General features: G+C 62.8%; 18 protein-coding genes. 5 read left to right on the top strand and 13 right to left on the bottom strand.

Annotated elements, in window-relative coordinates:
• The first annotated feature begins 46 nt into the window (after positions 1–46).
• Positions 47–544, top strand: coding sequence for a bacteriohemerythrin (locus FAY22_RS16660; protein WP_146331249.1), 498 nt, complete (start codon positions 47–49; stop codon positions 542–544).
• A 76-nt stretch (positions 545–620) separates the two neighbouring features.
• Here the strand turns inward: FAY22_RS16660 and FAY22_RS16665 are convergent, their stop codons facing one another.
• Together FAY22_RS16665 and cysE are read right to left on the bottom strand one after the other, a co-directional pair.
• Positions 621–1,370: a pseudouridine synthase gene (locus FAY22_RS16665; RefSeq protein ID WP_146331250.1), complete on the bottom strand. Its 750-nt coding sequence runs from the start codon at positions 1,368–1,370 to the stop codon at positions 621–623.
• Positions 1,371–1,420: 50 nt separating this feature from the next.
• On the bottom strand, positions 1,421–2,308 hold the full coding sequence (gene cysE, locus FAY22_RS16670) for a serine O-acetyltransferase (protein WP_146331251.1): 888 nt from the start codon (positions 2,306–2,308) through the stop codon (positions 1,421–1,423).
• Positions 2,309–2,564: 256 nt separating this feature from the next.
• Between cysE and FAY22_RS16675 the strand changes: the two genes are divergently transcribed.
• The 3 genes from FAY22_RS16675 to FAY22_RS16685 all read left to right on the top strand — a co-directional run bounded on the left by FAY22_RS16675 (position 2,565) and on the right by FAY22_RS16685 (position 4,789).
• On the top strand, positions 2,565–3,029 hold the full coding sequence (locus FAY22_RS16675; RefSeq protein WP_146331252.1) for a metallophosphoesterase family protein: 465 nt from the start codon (positions 2,565–2,567) through the stop codon (positions 3,027–3,029).
• Between the two features lie 163 nt (positions 3,030–3,192).
• Positions 3,193–3,837, top strand: a complete 645-nt coding sequence (locus tag FAY22_RS16680) for a DJ-1/PfpI family protein (RefSeq protein WP_168204865.1) — start codon at positions 3,193–3,195, stop codon at positions 3,835–3,837.
• Entirely contained in the window at positions 3,782–4,789 is a 1,008-nt protein-coding gene (locus tag FAY22_RS16685; RefSeq protein WP_146331253.1) for a GlxA family transcriptional regulator, read from the top strand. Before FAY22_RS16680 ends, FAY22_RS16685 begins: the two co-directional genes overlap by 56 nt.
• A gap of 8 nt (positions 4,790–4,797) precedes the next feature.
• On the opposite strand, the gene FAY22_RS16690 is transcribed toward FAY22_RS16685, so the two are convergent.
• The 7 genes from FAY22_RS16690 to FAY22_RS16720 form a co-directional block, all read right to left on the bottom strand.
• Positions 4,798–6,453 carry an NAD(P)/FAD-dependent oxidoreductase gene (locus FAY22_RS16690; protein ID WP_146331254.1) on the bottom strand — a complete coding sequence of 552 codons (1,656 nt, stop codon included), beginning with the start codon at positions 6,451–6,453 and terminating at the stop codon, positions 4,798–4,800.
• Between the two features lie 108 nt (positions 6,454–6,561).
• Positions 6,562–7,011, bottom strand: coding sequence for a PA2169 family four-helix-bundle protein (locus FAY22_RS16695; protein ID WP_146331255.1), 450 nt, complete (start codon positions 7,009–7,011; stop codon positions 6,562–6,564).
• A gap of 33 nt (positions 7,012–7,044) precedes the next feature.
• Complete coding sequence (locus FAY22_RS16700; RefSeq protein WP_246860542.1) at positions 7,045–7,824, bottom strand: DUF4142 domain-containing protein; 780 nt, start codon at positions 7,822–7,824, stop codon at positions 7,045–7,047.
• A gap of 503 nt (positions 7,825–8,327) precedes the next feature.
• Positions 8,328–9,899 (bottom strand): SpoVR family protein, encoded by a 1,572-nt coding sequence (locus tag FAY22_RS16705; RefSeq protein ID WP_146331256.1) that lies wholly within the window; start codon positions 9,897–9,899, stop codon positions 8,328–8,330.
• Positions 9,896–11,161 (bottom strand): YeaH/YhbH family protein, encoded by a 1,266-nt coding sequence (locus FAY22_RS16710; RefSeq protein WP_146331257.1) that lies wholly within the window; start codon positions 11,159–11,161, stop codon positions 9,896–9,898. The genes FAY22_RS16705 and FAY22_RS16710 overlap by 4 nt, the downstream gene beginning before the upstream one ends.
• Positions 11,162–11,231: 70 nt before the next feature.
• On the bottom strand, positions 11,232–13,154 hold the full coding sequence (locus FAY22_RS16715) for a PrkA family serine protein kinase (RefSeq protein ID WP_146331258.1): 1,923 nt from the start codon (positions 13,152–13,154) through the stop codon (positions 11,232–11,234).
• 712 nt (positions 13,155–13,866) lie between these two features.
• Complete coding sequence (locus FAY22_RS16720) at positions 13,867–16,257, bottom strand: AsmA family protein (RefSeq protein ID WP_146331259.1); 2,391 nt, start codon at positions 16,255–16,257, stop codon at positions 13,867–13,869.
• A 164-nt stretch (positions 16,258–16,421) separates the two neighbouring features.
• Between FAY22_RS16720 and FAY22_RS16725 the strand changes: the two genes are divergently transcribed.
• Entirely contained in the window at positions 16,422–16,922 is a 501-nt protein-coding gene (locus tag FAY22_RS16725) for an SET domain-containing protein (RefSeq protein WP_146331260.1), read from the top strand.
• Between the two features lie 34 nt (positions 16,923–16,956).
• Here the strand turns inward: FAY22_RS16725 and siaD are convergent, their stop codons facing one another.
• The 4 genes from siaD to siaA are packed head-to-tail and all read right to left on the bottom strand — an operon-like array spanning position 16,957 to position 20,704.
• On the bottom strand, positions 16,957–17,742 hold the full coding sequence (gene siaD / locus FAY22_RS16730; RefSeq protein ID WP_146331261.1) for a biofilm regulation diguanylate cyclase SiaD: 786 nt from the start codon (positions 17,740–17,742) through the stop codon (positions 16,957–16,959).
• Between the two features lie 2 nt (positions 17,743–17,744).
• Positions 17,745–18,125 (bottom strand): biofilm regulation phosphoprotein SiaC, encoded by a 381-nt coding sequence (gene siaC / locus FAY22_RS16735; RefSeq protein WP_146331263.1) that lies wholly within the window; start codon positions 18,123–18,125, stop codon positions 17,745–17,747.
• A gap of 26 nt (positions 18,126–18,151) precedes the next feature.
• Positions 18,152–18,694 (bottom strand): biofilm regulation protein kinase SiaB, encoded by a 543-nt coding sequence (siaB, locus tag FAY22_RS16740; protein ID WP_146331265.1) that lies wholly within the window; start codon positions 18,692–18,694, stop codon positions 18,152–18,154.
• Between the two features lie 18 nt (positions 18,695–18,712).
• Positions 18,713–20,704 carry a biofilm regulation protein phosphatase SiaA gene (gene siaA, locus FAY22_RS16745; RefSeq protein ID WP_146331266.1) on the bottom strand — a complete coding sequence of 664 codons (1,992 nt, stop codon included), beginning with the start codon at positions 20,702–20,704 and terminating at the stop codon, positions 18,713–18,715.
• Between the last annotated feature and the right edge of the window lie 80 nt (positions 20,705–20,784).

A 20,784-nucleotide genomic window follows, 5' to 3' on the forward strand; every position in this document is an offset into this window, starting at 1 on the left:
CTCTCCCATGGGTGCCTGATGCTCACTGACTGGCAAAGAGAAAATCATGTCCCAAGAAGAAAGCGGCAAGCATGCCCCATTCGTCATCGAGTGGCGAAAAGGATTCCAGGTCAATATTGAACAAGTCGACACGGAGCATCAGCACCTGTTCGCCCTGGTCAAGGCGCTGAACCTGGATTCGGTCGAAAAGACGGTCGAGGAATTGCTCGATTACGTGGTCGTGCACTTTTCAAACGAGCAGGACCTCATGGAAAAGAGCGGCTATCCGGGTTTCGAGCAGCACCTGAAGCTGCACGAGGATTTCGCCACCCATGTCGCGGATTTCCTCGGCAATGGAGAAGCGTGGTCGGAGGAGCGGGTGCAGGAGTTGCGCCGCTTCCTGAACAAATGGCTGGTCGGCCACATCATGACCCACGACCTGCGCTTCGGCCGATGGTACGCGGAGCACGCCGTGCATGCCCCGGCCGCGATGCCGGCGCCAGTCGCCGCCCAGGCGCCCAAGGCGCACCGAGGATTCTTTGCCGCGCTGTTCGGCTTGAAATGAGGCGTCCTGCCCAGAAGGTGTGATGAGCCGGGGATGGGGCGCGCGTCGCGCCGCGCGCCATACGGCAACGGGCAGCTCAAAGGTGCTGGCAAAAGCCCGAAGCCGGCAAGCCGTCGCCGAACAGGGACAGCACTTGCAGAAAACTCGCTTCCGGCTCCGCGTTCAAGCACATCCGCTCGCCGGTGTGCGGGTGCAGGAAAGTCATGCCGATGGCCGCCAGCATCAAGCGCCCCTGTCCGAACCGTTGTGCGAAATAGCGGTTGTGGCGCCCTCGCCCATGGTAGGCATCGCCGATGATCGGGTGGCTGACATGCTTCATATGCCGCCGCAACTGGTGCTTGCGTCCCGTTTCGGGGTACAGCGCGACCAAGCTGTAGCGGCTGGTGGCGTGGCCTTCGATCTGCACCGGGATTTCCGCGGTCGCCAGGCGGCGGTAGCGGGTGCGGGCCTCGCGCACCGGTTGCGGCTCGTCCTTGCGCCGCCGGTCTTCCGGCTCCTCCCGCAGCGGGTGATCGATGCAGCCCTGCTCCGGCGTCCATCCCCGCACCATCGCCAGGTAGGTTTTACTCACCTCGCCTGCCATCATCGCCTTGCCCAGCGCGCTCGCGGTGCGTGGATCTTTGGCAAAAACCAGCAATCCCGAGGTGGGACGATCCAGCCGGTGCACCGGGTACACATGCTCGCCGCCGTTCATCGCCCGCGCGTATTGCAGGGCAAACTCGGTTTCATGCGCATCAATGGGGCTGCGGTGCACCAGCAAACCGGCCGGCTTGTGGACGACCAGCAGCCACGGATCGCGATAAATCTCGGTGAGTGGATTTTCCACCGGCAAAGACTGGATTTCAGCCGGCATCAGCGCCCCGTCAGCCCCGCACATCAAATCGTCTGATCCATCTCGGTCGACGGGCAGCTGTCGAGATGCTGGCGCACCACCCGCGCCGGCACGCCGGCCACCGTGCAATGCGGCGGCACCGGCTTCAACACGACGCTGCCGGCGGCCACCTTGCTCATCGTGCCGATCTCGATATTGCCCAGGATCTTGGCGCCGGCGCCGATCATCACGCCGCTGCGGATTTTCGGATGGCGGTCGCCGTGCTCCTTGCCGGTGCCGCCCAGGGTGACGTTCTGCAGCAGCGACACGTTGTCTTCGATAACCGTGGTTTCGCCGATCACGATGCCGGTGCCGTGATCGAGCATGACGCCGGCGCCGATGCGCGCGGCCGGATGAATGTCGACCGCAAACACCAGCGACGCCCGGTTGGCCAGCGCAAAGGCCAGCTCGCTGCGCCCTTCCCGCCACAGGGCGTGGGTCGCGCGGTAGGTCTGCAGCGCATGAAACCCCTTCAGATTCAGCAGCACGTGCAGATGGTCGGGGCAGGCCGGGTCGCGCTCCTTGACGGCGGCGAGGTCGGCCGCCGCCTGTTGCAGCGCCGTTTCTTCCTGTTCGAATAGTTGCCGCAGCAGCGCGAACAGCTGCGGCTCCGGCAAGTCGCCGCATGCCAGGCGCTGCGCCAGCACGGCCGCCAGCGCCGGCGCCAGCCCATCGTGCCGCAGCACCTGTTGCTGCATGCGCAATTGCAGCAAGGGCTCGCGCGAGCAGATTTCCTCGGCCGCCGCGCGTATGCCCGGCCACAGCAGCGCCGCCGCGCCGTGCCGCTCCGCCGGCGGCACCGGCGCGATGCGCAGGCGCCATTCCCGCAGTCCGGACTCTTCCGCGGGCGGCGCTTCATGGCGCGCCGCGATGCCTTGCTCTATCCTGTTCATGACTGCTCTCCATGGCCGTGCCCCCATCGGCGCGGCGCAAAAAACAAAAATGGCTGCAGGTCTTGCAACGCTGCAGCCATCGGAATCTGTCGAAAATGCATGCTAATCGGCCAGCCCCTCCGGCTGCACGCGACAACATGCCACAATAATCAGGTGGGAAACACCGGGCCGTTTCATTGGTCCAACATCCTACATATCGATATAAGCATCCTATTTAAGCACATTTCAGCCGGGCGGGCATGTCCCGCGATCCTTCATGACGACCATCGGCCTCATTTCCGACACCCACGGCTTGCTGCGCCCGGAAGCGCGCTTGGCGCTGCGCGGCGTGGACCGCATCCTCCACGCCGGCGACATCTGCAATGCGGAAGTCCTGGCTGCGCTGGCGGAAATCGCTCCGGTGACGGCGGTACGCGGCAACAATGACCGCGGCGCGTGGGCCGAGTCGGTGCCGGAACGCGCGCTGATCGATGTCGAAGGCGTGAAACTGTACGTGCTGCATGACTTGCACGAGCTGGATATCGATCCGAGAGCCACTGGCGTGAAGGCGGTGATTTCCGGCCATTCGCACCGCCCGCTGTCGAAGATGGAGAACGGGGTACTGTACGTTAATCCGGGCAGCGCCGGCCCGCGCCGCTTTCGGCTGCCGATCTCGCTCGGCTTCCTGGAAATCGACGGCACGCAGATCAAGGCGCGCCTGCAGACGCTGGAAGTCGATTAGCGGCGATTTTTCCGGCATTACTGCGTTTCGCGCCATCGCGCCCCATGGCCGATTTTGTCCGCATCTTGTCTTTCCCATGCATTTCGGCGGCCGCCCGCGCTGCGTAACATGGTTTGCACCTGCAGCCTGGGTTCCCTCCCACCAAACACATGCAAAGGGGCAAATGATGGTCAGCGTAGGCATACTGGTGTTCGACGATGTCGAAATCCTGGATTTTTCCGGCCCGTACGAAGTGTTTTCGACGGCGGCGCGCGTGCAGGCGCGACTGGCGCAGGCGCAGACGCCGTTGCTCTGCTACCTGGTGGCAGAGCAGATGCGCCCGGTGCGCGCACGCGGCGGCATGAAGGTGCTGCCCGATTGCGTGCTGCCGCCGGCAGGCGATATCGACGTGCTGATCGTGCCCGGCGGCGACGTCACGCAGGTGATGCAGCGCGCCGCCGTCATCGACTGGGTGCGGGCCCAGAGCACATCCATCACGGCATCGGTGTGCACCGGCGCCTTCCTGCTGGCAGAGGCGGGTCTGCTCGACGGCCTCGCCGCCACCACGCACTGGGAGGACCAGGCCGAACTGCAGGCGCGCTTTCCGGCGCTGTCGGTGCGGCAGGACGTGCCGTGGGTGGACTGCGGTAAAGTAGTGACCTCCGGCGGCATCTCGGCCGGCATCGACATGAGCCTGCATCTGGTCGAGCGGCTCGCCGGCGGGCAGCTGGCGCAAGCCACGGCCAGGCAAATGGAATACAGGTGGAATGCACATGGAACAGATCATCCCGCACAGCCAGCCGCTTCCCGTCTATTTCGTGCTGCGTGAGCGCACGCTGGCGCTGGACCTGATCGGCCCGGCGGAAGTGCTGCGCTACGCCAACCGTCAGGCGGAAAAGGAAGGACGGCCGGCGCTGTTCGCGCTGCACTACGTCAGCGCCGAGTCGCGCATCGACACCTCGGTCGGGCTCGACGTGACCGGCTTTACCGCCCTGCCCGAGCGCCTGCCCAACGATGCCATCGTGATCCTGGTGGCGTGCGCCGGCAGCGACAACGATTTCAGCGGCCCCGTTGCGCAGGCGACGGTCGCATGGCTGCGCCGCCACGTCACGCCCCGGCACCGGCTGCTGTGCATCTGTACCGGCGCGCTGCTGGCCGGTTTTTCCGGCCTGCTCGACGGCCGCCAGTGCACCACGCACCACAGCCATTGCGACGACCTGCGCAACATAGCGCCGCGCGCGAACGTACTGGAAGACCGGATTTTCGTGGAAGACGGCCGTATCTATACCAGCGCCGGCGTCACCGCCTGCATCGACCTGACGCTATACCTGGTGGCGCAGATCGCCGGCCATCCATTCGCCGCGGCGGTTGCGCGCAACATGGTCATCTACCTGCGGCGCGCCGGCAGCGATCCGCAATTGTCGCCGTGGCTGGCGTTTCGCAACCACCTGCACCCGGCGGTGCACCGGGTGCAGGACGCGATCATCGGCGACCCGGCCAACGACTGGAACATCGCGCAGCTGGCGCAGATCGCCTGCGCCAGCGAGCGCCACATCACGCGCCTGTTCCGCGAGCACACCGGCACCGGCATCGTGGACTACATCCAGCGCATCCGCGTGGCGCTGGCGCGCGAGCTGCTGGCGCAGTCGCCGTTGGACATGGAGCGCGTGGCGGAAAAGGCGGGTTTCAATTCGTCGCGCCAGCTGCGGCGCGTATGGAACAAGTTCGAGGCCGCGCCGCCCAGCCGCTACCGGGCCGGGATGGAAGACGCGCTACAGTAAAGGTCCGGTCAGTAGATCTGAGCGCCGCCCGCCGTGCCGCCGTGGATGTCGGTGCTGCCGACCATGCTCAAGGCCACCGCTTCGGCCACCTTGATGCCGTCCACGGCCGCGGAAAGAATGCCGCCTGCATAGCCCGCGCCTTCGCCCGCAGGGAATAGCCCTTTGACATTGAGGCTCTGGAAGTTGTCCAGCCGCTTGATGCGTACTGGCGACGAAGTGCGGGTTTCGACGCCGGTCAGCACCGCATCGCTCATCGCATAGCCGCGAATCTGCCGGTCAAACACGGGCAGCGCTTCACGCATGGCCTCGATCGCATAGTCGGGCAACGCTGGCGCCAGATCGGTGAGATGCACGCCCGGCTTGTAGGACGGGAGCACCGAGCCGAATTCCTTCGACGGCCGTCCGGCGAGGAAATCGCCCACCAGCTGCCCCGGCGCGTCGTAATTACTCCCGCCCATCACGTAGGCGCGCGACTCCAGCTCACGCTGGAAATCGATACCCGCCAGCGGGTGGCCTGGGTAATCGTCGGGCGTGATGCCGACCACGAAACCGCTGTTGGCGTTGCGCTCGTTGCGCGAATACTGGCTCATGCCGTTGGTGACCACGCGCTGCGGCTCCGATGTGGCCGCCACCACGGTGCCGCCCGGGCACATGCAGAAACTGTAGACCGCGCGGCCATTCTTGCAGTGATGCACCAGCTTGTAGTCGGCCGCGCCCAATAGAGGATGGCCGGCGAACTTGCCGAAGCGCGCGCGGTCGATCAGCGATTGCGGATGCTCGATGCGGAAACCGATCGAGAACGGCTTGGCTTCCACGTACACGCCACGCTCGTACAGCATCTGGAAGGTGTCGCGCGCGCTGTGGCCGACGGCCAGCACGACGTTGTCCGTGGCGATATGTTCGCCGTTTTCCAGCACCACGCCGCGAATTTGCTTCCCTTCTTGGCCGTTGTCGATGTCGAGATCGGTGACCTTGGCCTGGAAGCGGAATTCGCCGCCGAGCGATTCGATCGTCTCGCGCATGGCTTCCACCATCTTCACCAGGCGGAAGGTGCCGATGTGCGGCTTGCTCACGTACAGGATTTCTTCCGGCGCGTAGTGCTTCACGAATTCGGCGAGCACCTTGCGGCTGTAATGCTTCGGGTCCTTGATCCCGCTGTGCAGCTTGCCGTCGGAAAAAGTGCCGGCCCCGCCTTCGCCGAACTGCACGTTCGATTCCGGATTGAGGTCGCGCTTGCGCCACAGGCCCCAAGTATCCTTGGTGCGCTCGCGCACCACCTTGCCGCGTTCGAGGATGATCGGCCTGAAGCCCATCTGCGCCAGGATCAGCGCGGCGAAAATGCCGCACGGGCCGAAGCCGATGATCACCGGTCGCTGTTCGACGCGGGCCGGCGCCTGCGCGACGAACTTGTATTCCATGTCGGGCGTGATGCCCACATGCGGCACGCCTTGCATCCGCGCCAGCACGGCCGCTTCGTTTTTCACCTCGACGTCGAGCGTGTAGACCAGCATGATCGCACTGCGCCTGCGCGCATCGTAGCCGCGCCGGAAAACGGTATAGCCTGTCAGCTCGCCGGCGTCGATGTTCAGGCGCGCGAGGATGGCGGCGGGCAGGTCGGAATCGGGGTGGTCGAGCGGGAGTTGTACGTCAGTCAATCGCAGCATGCGCGTCTTGGGGTGTGCGGTGGAAGGGCGCTATTTTACCGCACGCCATGCGGCGGCCGGCGCAACGGAAGGCCGCTGCGCCGGCATCTTTTCCCCGGGCGGACGCGCCTACGCGCTGCGGTACTGGTCGCGCAGGCTTCTCACCTGGTCATGGTTTTTCAGCACGCCCTGGTACTGCCGCTCCACCACGGCGCGCACCGCCGCCGGCAAGCCCTTTTCCAGCGCATTGCGATAGCGCGACACCGCCACATCCTCGCCGCGCTCGCACTCCTTCAGCACGGCCTTGACGTCGTTGCCGGCGATGACGGACTTGACGTCGACCCAGCGCCGGTGCAGCGCACCGCCCAGGCTGCTGCCGTGTTCCGGTTCGCCGCCATAGGCGCGCACCAGGTCCTGCAATTCCAGCGCGGAAGCCGCGCAGGTTTGCGCCCGGTTGGAAAAGAAGGACTTGAGCGCGGTATCGCCCACGTCCCGGGCGCAAGTCAGAAAGCCTTCCTCGCCATCCTTGCAGGTTTCGATCAGGTCGTTCAGGGTGGAGATCACTTCATCGTTATCCATGCGCGCCCCCTCAGGTTGTGCATGAAGTCCGTCTTATTTGCCGCTCTCGGAGCCGGTCTGCGATTCGCCGCTCTTCTTGCCTGACCAGGATTTCGACGCTCCGGAAGCCGACGTTCCCTTGGTGCCGGAGGCGCCGGTGGTCGCGGCGGGATTGTGGCTCATCGCCTGCTTGGCCATGTCCGAGTGCTCGTTAATCTTCGGCATCATGTTCGATGCGAGCGTCTTCAGGTCGGAATCCTTGGCCTGCTTTTCAATGCGGCCCAGCAGCGCATGCGCCTGGCGATGGTCGGCCACGCCGCCTTTCGTGAGGTAGGCCTTGTCGAACTTGTCGCCGGACAGCGCGCTCAGCTTCTTGATTTCCGCCTTGTGCTTGGCATCCAGGTTATCCGGCAGCGTCGCGCCCTTGGCCTGCGCCAGGTCTTTCAGCTGCGACTGCGCCGCGGTGTGGTCGTCGACCATCTTCTGCGCGAAGCTGCGCACCTGCTCATCCTTGCTCTTGTTGAGCGCGATCTTGCCCGCCTCGATTTCGGCCATGTTGGCGATCGCGAGCTGGTTCATCATTGCCATGTCGGACTTGCCCAGCTTGTCGGCGCTGCTGCCGGTCTTGCCGGAAGCGGAATCGGACGCGCCGCTGGTCATCGGCTGGGTGCTGCTGGTTTCATTTTGCCCGGTCGGGCTCATGCGGCCTTCCTTGTTGGCCGGCGTCTGACCGCTGGCGTCCTTGGCGGACTGTGCGTACACGGAGCCTGCGCCGAACATGATCGCCAGCATGGCGACGCCGATCACTTGAGTCAGATGTTTATGCTGTGCCATTTTGGGTCTCCTAGGGAAAAGGTAATAGCTATCGCCAACCAATCGCACCGAGCGGGCTGGACGCGGGGAGCATGAGGCAATGTATATGCCAGATACCGGTGGTCGCGGCGGCGATGGGAGAGGACAAGCGCGGACAAGGCGGGACGAGCGAAACGTGGCGAAAGGCCGGGCCGGTGGAAGAGACTACAGAGAAGTGGAAAAAATTACAGCAATTACAACCGGGCAGACCCTGTCCATCCAGCACCGCTTGTAATGAAAATATTGTTGCCGGCGTAATGCGACGTGCAGACATTGCCAGCGCTGCAAAAAAAATGCCAAAGCAAAAGGAATTTGCTTTGGCAAATGCCCGTCGGGTCGCTCCGACAGGCGCCCATGAAAGAGTGGCTACCTATCGCATCCATGCGAATTGCGTGCCACCTCGGGCGCCGGCTTGCGAAGGATGCGCCACGCAGCGACGCGTGCCCCTTTCGTTGCGCTGCCGCGCAAGCCCTGATGTCTAACGTCTACCGCCGCCGCTTCTCGCTCTTGACCTCGACGGTATCGAGCACGTTGCCGTCCGGGTCGACCGTCTCCAGCAGTACGTCGAAGCCCCACAGCCGTGCCACGTGCTTCAGCACTTCGTCGACCTGGTTGTTCAGCGGCCGGCGCAGGAACTGATTGTGGCGCAGCGTCAGCGACCGGTGGCCGCGCGTGTCGACCGACCAGACCTGGATGTTCGGCTCGCGGTTGTGCAGGTTGTACTGCGCGGCGAGCTGCTCGCGGATGTAGCGGTAGCCTTCCTCGTCGTGGATCGCGGAGACCTGCAGCCTGTCCTTCTTGTCGTCGTCCAGGATGGAGAAAAAGTGGAAATCGCGGATCAGCTTGGGCGACAGGTATTGCGCAATGAAGCTCTCATCCTTGAAGTTGCGCATCGCGAAGTCGAGCGTCTGCTTCCAGTCGGTTCCGGCGATGTCCGGGAACCAGCGGCGGTCTTCCTCGGTCGGGTCTTCGCAGATGCGGCGGATGTCGCGGAACATCGCAAAGCCCAGCGCATACGGATTGATGCCGTTGTAATACTTGCTGGTCACCGGCGGCTGGTACACCACGTTGGTATGGCTCTGCAAGAACTCCATCATGAAGCCGTCGCCGACGATGCCTTCGTCGTACAGCTGGTTCAGGATGGTGTAATGCCAGAACGTGGCCCAGCCCTCGTTCATCACCTGGGTCTGGCGCTGCGGATAGAAGTACTGCGAAATCTTGCGCACGATGCGCACCACCTCGCGCTGCCACGGTTCCAGCAGCGGCGCATACTTCTCGATGAAGTACAGCAGGTTTTCCTGCGGCTCGGCCGGGAAGCGGTTCGGCGCAGCCTCGGCCACTACCACTTCCTTCCTCGGCAGCGTGCGCCACAGATCGTTGACCTGCGACTGCAGGTAGCGCTCGCGCTCTTCCTGGCGTTCGCGTTCCTTTGCCAGCGACAGCTTGGCCGGACGCTTGTAGCGGTCCACGCCATGGTTTTGCAGCGCGTGGCAGGAGTCCAGCAATTCTTCCACCGCATCGATGCCGTAACGCTGCTCGCATTCAGCGATGTACTTCTTGGCGAACACCATGTAGTCGACGATGGCTTCGGCGTCGGTCCAGGTGCGGAACAGGTAGTTGCCCTTGAAGAAGGAGTTATGGCCGTATGAGGCGTGCGCGATCACCAGCGCCTGCATGGTCAGGCTGTTCTCTTCCATCAGGTAGGCGATGCACGGGCTGGAGTTGATCACGATCTCGTACGCCAGCCCCATGTGGCCGCGCTTGTAGCTCTTCTCGGTGGCCAGGAAGTGCTTGCCGAACGACCAGTGCGAATACGACACCGGCATGCCGACCGACGCGTACGCATCCATCATCTGCTCGGCGGTGATCACCTCGAGCTGGTTCGGATAGGTGTCCAGGCCGAAGCCCTCGGCGACGCGCCTGATCTCGTCATGGACCTGCTCGATCAGCTCGAAGGTCCATTCGGACTGGTCCGGCAGGCGAAACGGCTTGGCCTTCTTGCGCGACGTCTTGCCGGCCGTCTTCCTCGCGGGTTTCTTGATCGCTGTTATCGTCATTTCGTTTGCTTCTTGAACAGTTCACGGAACACCGGATAGATATCGGCCGGCGACTCGATTTTCTGCATCGCGAAGTGCGGATGGTGATCCGCGATCTGCAGGTACTCGTACCACAAGTTCTGCGGCTCTCCCTCGGTGATCTCGACATAGGCGTAGTACTGCACCAGCGGCATGATCTTGTTGATCAGGAGCTCGCGGCAGGTGATCGAGTCGTTGTCCCAGTTGTCGCCGTCGGATGCCTGCGCCACGTACACGTTCCAGTCGCTGTTCGAATAGCGCTCGGTGATGACCTTGTTCAACAGGTGTAGCGCCGACGACACCACGGTGCCGCCCGACTCGCGCGAGTTGAAGAACTCGTGCTCGTCGACTTCGGTCGCCTGCGTATGGTGGCGGATGAACACCACTTCGATCTTTTCGTAGGCGCGCTCCAGGAACAGGTAGAGCAGGATGAAGAAGCGCTTGGCCGCATCCTTCTTGGCCTGGTCCATCGAACCCGACACGTCCATCACGCAGAACATCACTGCCTGGGAGGTGGGCTTGGGCACCTTGATGCGGTTGGCATAGCGCAGGTCGATCGGGTCGAGGAAGGGAATCGCGTGCAGCTTGGTGCGCAGGTGATGGATTTCCTTCTTCAGCGCCAGGATGCGGTGATCGTCCTCGAACGCGGTCTTCTGCAGTTCTTCGAGTTCGGCTTCCGCTTCCCTCAGCCGCTTGCGCGACTTGCCGCCGACCGCGATGCGGCGGCCGATCGCGCCGCGCATCGAGCGCAGCACGTGGATATTGGTGGGCGTGCCGGAGATGGTGTAGCCGGCGCGCTGCTGCTTGAACTCCACCAGGGAGGTGAGCTGGGTCTTGATCAGGTTGGGCAGCTCGAGGTCTTCGAAGAAGTAATTCATGAACTCTTCGCGCGTCAGCTCGAACGCGAAGTCGTCCTCGGAGGTTTCCTCGCTGTTGCTGGCCTTGCCCTTGCCCTGTCCCTGGCCGCCTTTCGGGCGCTGCAGCTGGTCGCCCTTTTGATACTCCTTGTTGCCTGGCCGGACAGTCTCCCACACGCCGCCATGCGCATGGCCGAACGTGGGTTCGCCGATGTCCTTGACCGGAATCGATACTTTTTCGCCTTTTTCGATATCCGTGATCGAGCGGCCCTTGATGGCGCGCGCCACGGCTTCCTTGATCTGGCCCTTGTAACGCCGCAAAAAGCGTTCGCGGTTGCCAGCAGACTTGTTCTTGCCCTGCAGACGCCGGTCGATGAGGTGAGCCAAAATGCCTCCTGAAACTTTTTGGTTCCCTTCTCCCGCGAGCGGGAGAAGGGCCACTACGTACGAGCCGCGATTACGACGACTTGCGCACGCGCAGATACCACTCGCACAGCAGGCGCACTTGCTTGGCGGTGTAGCCCTTCGCCACCATGCGCGACACGAACTCCTGGTGCTTGTTGGCGTCGTCGGCGCTGGCCTTGGCATTGAAGGAAATCACCGGCAGCAGGTCTTCGGTATTCGAGAACATCTTCTTCTCGATCACCGTGCGCAGCTTTTCGTAGCTGGTCCACACCGGGTTCTTGCCATGGTTGTGGGCCCGCGCGCGCAGCACGAAGTTGACGATCTCGTTGCGGAAATCCTTCGGATTCGAAATCCCCGCCGGCTTCTCGATCTTCTCGAGTTCGCTGTTCAGCGATTCGCGGTCGAAGCTCTCGCCGGTGTCCGGATCACGGAATTCCTGGTCCTGGATCCAGAAGTCGGCGAACGTCACGTAACGATCGAAGATGTTCTGGCCATACTCGGAATAACTCTCCAGGTAGGCGGTCTGGATTTCCTTGCCGATGAACTCGACGTAACGCTGCGCCAGATACTCCTTGATGTACGACATGTAACGCTGCTCGGTCTCGGGCGGGAACTGCTCGCGCTCGACCTGCTGCTCCAGCACGTACAGCAAGTGCACCGGGTTGGCCGCCACTTCGGTATTGTCGAAGTTGAACACCTTGGACAGGATCTTGTACGCGAAGCGGGTCGACAAACCGTTCATGCCTTCATCGACGCCGGCGTAGTCGGCGTATTCCTGGCGCGACTTGGCCTTCGGATCGGTATCCTTCAGGTTCTCGCCGTCGTACACCTGCATCTTCGAGAAGATACTGGAGTTTTCCGGATCCTTGATACGCGATAGCACCGCGAACTGCGCCATCATCTTCAGCGTTCCCGGCGCACACGGCGCCTGTGCCAGCGACGAGCCCTTGATCAGCTTGTCGTAGATCTTGATCTCTTCCGACACGCGCAGGCAGTACGGCACCTTCACGATGTAGATACGGTCGAGGAACGCTTCGTTGTTCTTGTTGTTGCGGAAGGCCTTCCACTCGGATTCATTCGAGTGCGCCAGCACCACGCCGTCGAACGGGATCGCGCCGAAGCCTTCGGTGCCTTTGTAGTTGCCTTCCTGCGTTGCGGTCAACAGCGGGTGCAGCACCTTGATCGGGGCCTTGAACATCTCGACGAATTCCATCAAGCCCTGGTTCGACAGGCACAGCCCCCCGGAGTAGCTGTAGGCGTCCGGATCGTCCTGCGAATAGTCTTCCAGCTTGCGGATATCGACTTTACCGACCAGCGACGAAATGTCCTGGTTGTTTTCGTCGCCCGGCTCGGTCTTGGAGATCGCGATCTGCTTCAGGATCGACGGATAGCGCTTGACCACGCGGAACTGGTTGATGTCGCCGTTGAACTCGTGCAGGCGCTTGACGGCCCACGGGCTGGGGATGGTTTTCAGATAGCGGCGCGGGATGCCGAAATCTTCTTCGAGGATCGCGCCGTCTTCCTCTTCACTGAACAGGCCGAGCGGCGATTCATTGACGGGCGAGCCTTTGATCGCATAAAACGGGACTTGCTCCATCAGGGACTTGAGCTTTTCGGCGATCGACGATTTGCCGCCGCCGACAGGTCCCAGCAGGTACAGCACTTGTTTGCGTTCTTCCAGGCCTTGGGCGGCATGACGGAAGTAGGATACGACCTGCTCGATCACTTCCTCCGTGCCGTAGAAATCACGGAACGCAGGATAAATTTTGATAACCTTGTTGGCGAAGATACGCGACAGACGCGGATCGTGGCGCGTGTCGATCAGCTCCGGCTCACCGATCGCTTCCAGCATGCGCTCGGCGGCGGTGGCGTAGGCGAGTCGATCGCGCTTGCACAATTCCAGATATTCTTGCAGGGAGTATTCCTCTTCCCGAGTCCGCTCATACCGTGCTGCGTAGTTGTCAAAGATTTTCATGGGCTTCCTTTGAGTTAGATCTACCGGTCATTTCGAGCGCCTAACAAAATCCCGTTCGCCGCATGCACGTTCTGTTTTCTGTCTTGTTGTTGTGTCTCTTCTTGTTGTTGATCTTCTTGTTGTATGACTTGTGTGTCATGTCAGCGCGCTGTGCGATCGGCACTTTGTTAGGCGCTCTGGGGTGTCGGAATCAGTTACGAATTTCCACTCCGCAATTTAATAATACGCGCTCTTTTTTCTAGTCGGTAGGAAAATTTCGCTCTTTTTTTGCGCGCATAAATTATTGCGAAATACGCTTTTCACTTCGTATTTTCAAAGCGCTATTTATCGCGTCTTTATTTGTATTTACAGCTCGATTGCGTAAAACTTTTTAGCGTAAAAGTTGTCGTGCAACGGGTTTTTCAGAGAGGAGAGTGTGCGGAAATGCGACAGACGATATCACCACGCTATCACCGCGATGCCGCGCGCACGGCGTGGATCGCGCTCCGGCGATATCGTCATTAAAAACAGAGATTGATTAAATGGAAGTTGCGCCTATATTAAAAAGATAAGCTAGTGTCCTGAGTTAGAAGTTCGTTGAAAAATAAAACTGATGCAATGAGCGTCAGACGAGGCACAAACCGGAGCAAGGCCCGGGTGCCTTGCGAGGATTTGTAACGAAGGATGACGTTTATTTCATCGGTTTTATTCGACGGACTTCCAACTCAGGACACTATCTACCGAACAAGCCCTTCAGCTGGTCCTTGAGCTGATCCTGCACTTTTGCTTTTTCTTCTTCCAGCGCTTTTTGCGCTTTCGATTTCACTTCTTCCTTTTTCTCGTCGATGCGCTGCTTGGCCAGTTCGCTCGCCATGCCCGCGAAATCGATGCGCCAGCCGAGCGCCGCGAACGGCCCGCTCAGCCGCACCGGCACCGTCACGCCTCGCAACGCCTGCAGTTCCGGCCCGCCCTGCCCTTGCAGACTTTGCACCACCGTCGCGCGCACCAGATAGTCGAGCCGTTCCGCGCCAAGGTCGATATCGCCGGCGCCGCCGATGCGCATCAGGGGCGACTTGATGCTGAGGTCGTCGTTGTGCGCCACGCCGTTGGCGATGCGGAAGCTGCCGGACAGTTCGCTGAAGTCGGTCTTCTCGGCGGCCGAACCCTGCCCGCTCTGCGCCGATGGTTGGCCGCTCCCCGTGTCGCCGCGGATTTCCCCGATCTTCGCCTTCGCGCTGCGCACCGCCTGCGCGATATTCACGCCGCGCACCGCGCCGTCGCGCAGTTCCATCCGCGCGGTCCCGTTCAATCCTTTCATCATTTGCGAGAAGGTGCCGCCGGCCGTCGTGACGTCGAGCTGCACATTGCCCTTGCCCTCCAGCGTGTCCTTGTTGATCGCGTCCTTCAGCAGCGGGCCGACGTTGACGCCGGTAAGGCTTTGCCGCACCGCAAAACGCGCGGGCGTGCTCGCCGTGGCCGACAATGCGCCGGCCACGCTGCCTCCATAGAGGTTGGCGGCGAGCGGGCTGATGTCGAGCTTGCCGCCGGCGGCGTGCAGATCGAAGCGCACGTTCGAAGTCCGGATGTTTTTGACTTTCAAGGCGCCGACCCGCACGCTGCCGTCGGCGCGCAAGTCGCGCAGCGCGGTCAAGTCGATCGGCTTTTCCGGTGCATTCGGCTTGGGCGCGGCCGCAGCGGTTGCGGCCGGCTTGGCCTGGTAGCGGTCAAGATCGATGCGGTCGACGCCGATATCGAAGGTATAGGCGGCCGGGGAGAATTTCGTCAGGCCGAGTTTCGCATCGAATGCGCTTTCGTCGAGATGGCCCTTCAGTGCCGCCGACACCGTCTCCTTGCCGAGATTGACGTGCGCGCTGCCGCCGGCTTTCAGCTTGAACGTGCCGCCGCCCGGGTTGGGCAAGGTGAAATCGGCAAGCAGGCTGGACAGATCGATCATGCCGGCGCCGAGATTGGCGGACAGCGGCGTGGTGAGCGTGCCGTCGATGGCGCTTCCTTCCTGCCTGCCCGACAGCGCGAGCGCCAGTTGCGGCGAGGTGAACAGCAGCTTGTCGATGTCGCCGGCAATGGCGCCGCTGATCTTCGCCTTCACGTCGCGCCTGGCGTCCTTCAAGGCGGCGTCCACCGTCAGCGCGGGCAGCTTGAATGCCTGCGGCGAGCCCTCGAACGACGGCGCGCCGAAACTGGCGCTGATGGCGCTGCCGGCCTGCGTGAGGCTGGCCGTGCCGCTAAGTTTGCCGCCGGACACCCGGGTGTCGGTGATCGCCAGCTGCGGCAGATCGAGCTTCACTTCCAGCGGCTCGCCGGCGCGCTTGCCGGCTGCGCTGAACTTGATGTCGTCCAGCGCGAAGCGCTTGCCGGTCGGCTTCAGGTCGGCGTTGCCGGCCAGCGTAAGCACGAGATCGCGGAAGTCGAGCACCGCGCCGGTCAGCTTGCCGTCCAGGCCCTTGAATACGTAGCGTCCCTGTTCCAGGTCCATGGTGAAGCCGGTGTCGAGCGCCAGCCTGGCATCGAGCGCCGGCTTGCCGCTTTTGATGCTGCTGGTCAATTTCAGCTTGCTTGGCACGCCGCTGGCGATCTTGCCGGTTTCCAGGTTCAGGTCCGACAGCTCCAGCGTGCGTCCCTCCTTCTGGTCGTCATACAGAAGGTGCGCATGGCGGATGTCGACGCCGTCGATGTCGAACGCGACCTGCTGGCCGGATTCCTCGTTCTTCGACAGCAGGTCGTCGTAGTTGGCGCTGCCGTCCTCGCGCCGACGGATCTGCGCGCGCAAGCCGTCGATCTTCACCCGGTCGACCACCAGTTGCTTGCGCAACAGAGGAACCAGCGCGAGCGAGACCTTGGCGCTATCCACCGACGCGAACTCGTCCCGGCTGTTGTGCTCGGAGATGCTGAGCTTGCCGAGATCGGCGCCCAGCCTGGGAAAGAAACTGAGCTTGATCTCGCCGGGGATGGACAGGGTGCGCTGCTTCTTTTCCTGCACCAGCCGGATAAGCAGCGGCTTGTAGTCGTTCGGGTCGAAGGTGGCGGCGATGAAGCCGGCAGCGGCCAGCAGCAGGCCGATCAGGGCAGCCAACGCGATGAGCAGATATTTGACGAGCTTGGGCATGGTTCAGTCCGGGGAAATAGCAAGCGATGAAATGCGCGGCCGGCGCGGCCCTTGTTCGATCTTCAAGCTGATGCAAAAAACCCATTGTATAAGACTACATATTGCGATAATGGCGGTTTTACGTTTTGTATAAGGCTCTCGCCAGAGCCGGCTCCCCGACCGCAATGACTCCATCCGACAAACCCGATTCCGCACGGCGCGCCGCGCCCGCTTTCGCCGTGCGCAATTCCACCGTCCACGGCAAGGGCGTGTTTGCCACGCGCAAGATCGCCGCCGGCAGCCTGATCGTCGAATACGAGGGCGAGCGCATCAGCTGGAAAGAGGCGGTGCGGCGCGAAAACAAGAAGGCGCCCGGCGACTTCCACACGTTTTTCTTCAGCCTGGAAAGCGGCAAGATCATCGACGGCGGCAGCCAGGGCAACGACGCGCGCTGGATCAACCATTCCTGCGAGCCGAACTGCGAGGCGCGCGAAGAGGACGGCCGCGTCTTCATCTACGCGCTGCGCGATATCCGGCGCGGCGAGGAATTGAATTACGACTACGGACTGATCCTGGAACAGCGCCACACGCCGGCCCTGAAGCGCGCGTATGCCTGCCTGTGCGGCGCGCCGGGCTGCCGCCATACGCTCTTGGCGCCGAAACGGAAAAGGAAGGCGGCGGCGTGAGTGCGCCGGCGCTTACGATAGCGAGCCGGCGCCGTTACGGCGCGACCTCGTAGCGGTCGCGTCCGGCGTGCTTGGCCGCGTATAGCGCCGCGTCGGCGCGGTTGATGGTTTCGGAAATGCTTTCGCCCTGCCGGCGCTCGGCGATGCCGAAGCTGGCCGTCACGCAGATCTGCGCCTGGCCGGCGCGCACGCGCAAGGCGCCGACGGCGGCATGGACGCGCTCGATCATGTTCACCGCCTCGTCCGCGCCGATTTCCGGCATGATGATCAGGAACTCCTCGCCGCCCCAGCGGCCGCAGGAGTCATATTCGCGCACGCTGGATTCGATCACGCGCGCCAGCTCGACCAGCGCCTTGTCGCCCGCCTCGTGGCCGTGCTCGTCGTTGATCGACTTGAAGTGGTCGACGTCCAGGATCGCCAGCACGAGCGGGCGGCCCAGGCGTTCGGCGCGCGCCGTTTCCGCCTTCAGGCGCTCCATCAGCATGCGCCGGTTGCCGATTCCGGTCAGCGCATCCTTGGTCGAGGCCTCTTTCAGGGCCTCATTGAGGTCGCGCATCATCAATTGGTAACGGTCTGAAATCCGGGCCAGCCGCTCCAGCTGGCGCAACTGCTTGCTGTAGCGCTCCGACAGCGACAGCTGATTTTCCCGGCTGGCGGTCTGAAAGCGGTCCGAGATGCGGGTGATGCGCTCCATCTGGTACACCGCGTCGCGAAATTCCACATACAGGCGCGACAGTGCCTGCCGCAGCGGATGATCGGCATACAGCGGGTCTTCCAGCAGGCTCTCGACGGTTCTCTCCAGCTGGCGGTCGTCGCGCATCTTCACTCCACCCGGCAGGAAATCGAGAACGGAAACGTGCAATCCTCCTTGAACTCCTCAGCCAGCTCGGCCACCCGCTCGTTCTGTTCATCGTAGAACCAGTTGACCGCGACCTGGCGCCCCTTGCCGTGCGCTTCCTCCAGCATGTCGAAGATGTCCATCATCGCCTTCACGCTGCTGGTGTTCAGGTACAGCAGGTACAGGTTGAGCGTCAGCGGCCGATCGCCGGCGCCGAGATAGCGTTCGATCCAGTCCAGCACCGGAGAGAACAGCTCGAAAGAATTTTCCGGGTAGGAGTCGCCGCGCATTTCCAGCGTTCCGGCCGCATGGCTGGTACAGATGGCGGGCGTCGATTGCGTGCTTTCGATTTTCAAGTCGTTCATTGCATTTCCTTCTATTGCGTATCCGCTTACATCACCACGCGCATGCTGAAAAACGCGCGCTCGTCGCCGACTGCCTGGACCGAGCAGACCAGCGGCTCGGCCGCCTTGCGCGCCATGTCGATCAGGCCAAGGCCGGCGCCGGTGACGGCGCCGTCGTCGCGCGGCTTGCGCAGCTGCTCCTTGTATTCCGCCTTCAGCCGCGCCTTGTCCATGGCGGCCAGCGCGGCGACGCGCGCGGCGAGCGCCTGCCCGTCGGCCGCATCGACGATGTTGCCGGCCGAGACCACGTAGCGCCCGAGCGCGTCGCGCGAAATCACCACCGTGGCCGACACTTCGGCATCGTTCCAGCCCTTGGCCGCCGCATAGTGGCGGATATTCTGCGTCAGCTCGATATACGCGCCGAACACGTCCATCGCGGACGACGGCGTCGCGTTTTCGCGCTGCATGTAGTTGCGCAGCGCGTTGCCGATCTCCTCGATCAGGCTCTTGGTCAGCGGACCGTTAAAGCACAGCATGATGCGCTGCTGGTCATAGGTCTGCTGCAGTGAAAACAGGTCGATCAAGCCCATGAAGTCTCCCGGAGCGAGTTATGCAAAGCGAAAGCACACTATCGTAATGTCGTCGCGCTGCGGATGGCTGCCCTGGTAGGCCGCCAAGGTGGAAGCAAACGCGCCGCTCTGTTCGGCCAGCGGCCGGTTGGCATGCCGCTGCAGCATTTCCACGAAACGCGCATTGCCGAAACCGAAGCCTTTTTCGCCGCCGGCCTGGTCGAGGAAGCCGTCGGTGGTCAGGTAAAAAGTGCGGGACGGCAGCAGCGCGACGCGCTCGTTATGATACCGGCCGGGCTGGCGCTCGCCCAGCGAGCGGCGCGCGCCCTTGACGGCGTCGACTTCCATGCCGTCGCACCAGTAGAGCGCGATCCGGGCGCCGGCGAAGGTCACCTGGCGCGACGCCAGATCGACGTAGGCCAGGCCCGCATCCATCATGGTCGCGACGTGGCGCGCCTCGCCGTCGGCCTGCAGCATGGCGCGCACCGCCTGGTCCGTGCGCGCCAGTATGCCCGCCGGATCGGCCGCGCCGGCTTCGTCGATTGCCTGGTCGAGCGCCGCGCGTGCCAGCATCGTCATGAATGCGCCGGGAACGCCGTGCCCGGCGCAATCGACCACGCCCAAGAGGCAGCCGCCCTCGACTTCCCTGTATACATAGAAGTCGCCGCCGACCACGTCGCGCGGGCGCCACAGCACGAAATGATTGTCGCCCAGCGCGCTGACGAGCTGACGGTCCGGCAAGATCGCGCGCTGGATCAGGCTGGCGTACGAGATCGAATCGCTGATCTTCTTGTGCGCGGCGGCCATTTCCTTGTTCGCCGCCAGCAGCTCGCCGGTGCGCTCGCGCACCTTGTCTTCCAGTTCCTCGGTATGGCTGCGCACCTTGTGCGCCATGGCGCCGAAGGCAGCCGTCAGCTCGCCGATTTCGTCGTTGCGCGGCGCCGGCAGCGCCACCGAGTAATTGCCGGCGGCCATCTGCTGCGCCGACTGCTTGAGCCGCAGCAGCGGCCGCAGCACTAGCCGGTCGACCGCGAACGAAAAGCCGACTACCACCACCGCGAGCAGCGCCATGGCCGCCAGCGCGATCCATCTGAGCACGCCGGTATCGATCACGTTGGCCACGTCGAGGTCGACCGCGGTCAGCACATGCCATTTCAGCTCGGGAATGTAGGACACGGCGAACACCTGGTTCTTGCCATCGAGGCGGGCCGAAAACATTTCGGCGCTGCCGGGGGTACGCATGGCAGCGTTCAGCGCCGCCTGCGCCGCGGCGACGTCGGCGGGGCGCTGCAGCAAACCGAACAGCGACTTGTCGCTGGCGGCCGCGCCGGTGCCGGAATTGAACGCGATGTGCCGGTGGTCCGGATGTGCCTGAATCGCACCGGTGGCATCGACGATCATGGGCGTCACGCCCGGCTCGCTGGTGCCGATGAAGTCGCGCAGGAAGGCCGACAAGTCCAGCCCGGAACCGGCCAGGCCGATGTTGCGCTCGCCATCCCGGATCATCATGTTGAACCAGACCTTGGTCACGCCCAGCTTGACGTCCGGATCGACATTGATGTTGAACGGACGGTCGCTCTTGATGGTGTTGAAAAACCATGCGTCGTGGCTATCGTCCGGCTTCAAGCGGTAGCGCGGCTCGATGCTGAATGCCGACCGGGCATCGTTGAAGTAATAATTGTTCGACAGCGCGGAAACCAAAAAATAGGAGTGGTCCTGGAAGTCGCGGCGAAAGCTTTCCGCTTCCTCGAAGGCGCGCGCCTTCTTAGTGGCGTCGGTGTCGTCCTGCATCCATTGCCGGATCGCCTGCGACGCGGCCAGGCGCGATGACAATGCCAGCTCGCGCGTGACCGGCGCCAGGATACGCTCACGCTTGAGCAGAGTGAAGTTGCGGGTGTAGGCGGTGCCGAGATGGGAGCGGATCGAATTGACGGCTTGCCATCCGATCAGCGCCGCCAGCAGCAGCACCAGGATGCAGGTGATCAGCAGCGCAAGAACCGATTTCCCGCGTAGTCCCAGTGCCGCCCGCATTTTTTCTCCGCATGATTGTGGACGGAATGCCAAGCGCCCTGGCCGTCCTCCGGTCTAGTCGAACTGGGCGCGAATTCCCG

The sequence above is a fragment of the Noviherbaspirillum sp. UKPF54 genome, assembly GCF_007874125.1.
GTDB lineage: Bacteria > Pseudomonadota > Gammaproteobacteria > Burkholderiales > Burkholderiaceae_D > Noviherbaspirillum.

Bases quoted from the DNA above. Each gene is read 5' to 3' on its own strand.
- FAY22_RS16660 (WP_146331249.1), top strand. From the start codon at position 47: ATGTCCCAAGAAGAAAGCGGCAAGCATGCCCCATTCGTCATCGAGTGG.
- cysE (WP_146331251.1), bottom strand. From the start codon at position 2,308: ATGAACAGGATAGAGCAAGGCATCGCGGCGCGCCATGAAGCGCCGCCC.
- FAY22_RS16675 (WP_146331252.1), top strand. From the start codon at position 2,565: ATGACGACCATCGGCCTCATTTCCGACACCCACGGCTTGCTGCGCCCG.
- FAY22_RS16680 (WP_168204865.1), top strand. From the start codon at position 3,193: ATGATGGTCAGCGTAGGCATACTGGTGTTCGACGATGTCGAAATCCTG.
- FAY22_RS16685 (WP_146331253.1), top strand. From the start codon at position 3,782: ATGGAACAGATCATCCCGCACAGCCAGCCGCTTCCCGTCTATTTCGTG.
- FAY22_RS16690 (WP_146331254.1), bottom strand. From the start codon at position 6,453: ATGCTGCGATTGACTGACGTACAACTCCCGCTCGACCACCCCGATTCC.
- FAY22_RS16695 (WP_146331255.1), bottom strand. From the start codon at position 7,011: ATGGATAACGATGAAGTGATCTCCACCCTGAACGACCTGATCGAAACC.
- FAY22_RS16700 (WP_246860542.1), bottom strand. From the start codon at position 7,824: ATGGCACAGCATAAACATCTGACTCAAGTGATCGGCGTCGCCATGCTG.
- FAY22_RS16705 (WP_146331256.1), bottom strand. From the start codon at position 9,899: ATGACGATAACAGCGATCAAGAAACCCGCGAGGAAGACGGCCGGCAAG.
- FAY22_RS16715 (WP_146331258.1), bottom strand. From the start codon at position 13,154: ATGAAAATCTTTGACAACTACGCAGCACGGTATGAGCGGACTCGGGAA.
- FAY22_RS16720 (WP_146331259.1), bottom strand. From the start codon at position 16,257: ATGCCCAAGCTCGTCAAATATCTGCTCATCGCGTTGGCTGCCCTGATC.
- FAY22_RS16725 (WP_146331260.1), top strand. From the start codon at position 16,422: ATGACTCCATCCGACAAACCCGATTCCGCACGGCGCGCCGCGCCCGCT.
- siaD (WP_146331261.1), bottom strand. From the start codon at position 17,742: ATGCGCGACGACCGCCAGCTGGAGAGAACCGTCGAGAGCCTGCTGGAA.
- siaC (WP_146331263.1), bottom strand. From the start codon at position 18,125: ATGAACGACTTGAAAATCGAAAGCACGCAATCGACGCCCGCCATCTGT.
- siaB (WP_146331265.1), bottom strand. From the start codon at position 18,694: ATGGGCTTGATCGACCTGTTTTCACTGCAGCAGACCTATGACCAGCAG.
- siaA (WP_146331266.1), bottom strand. From the start codon at position 20,704: ATGCGGGCGGCACTGGGACTACGCGGGAAATCGGTTCTTGCGCTGCTG.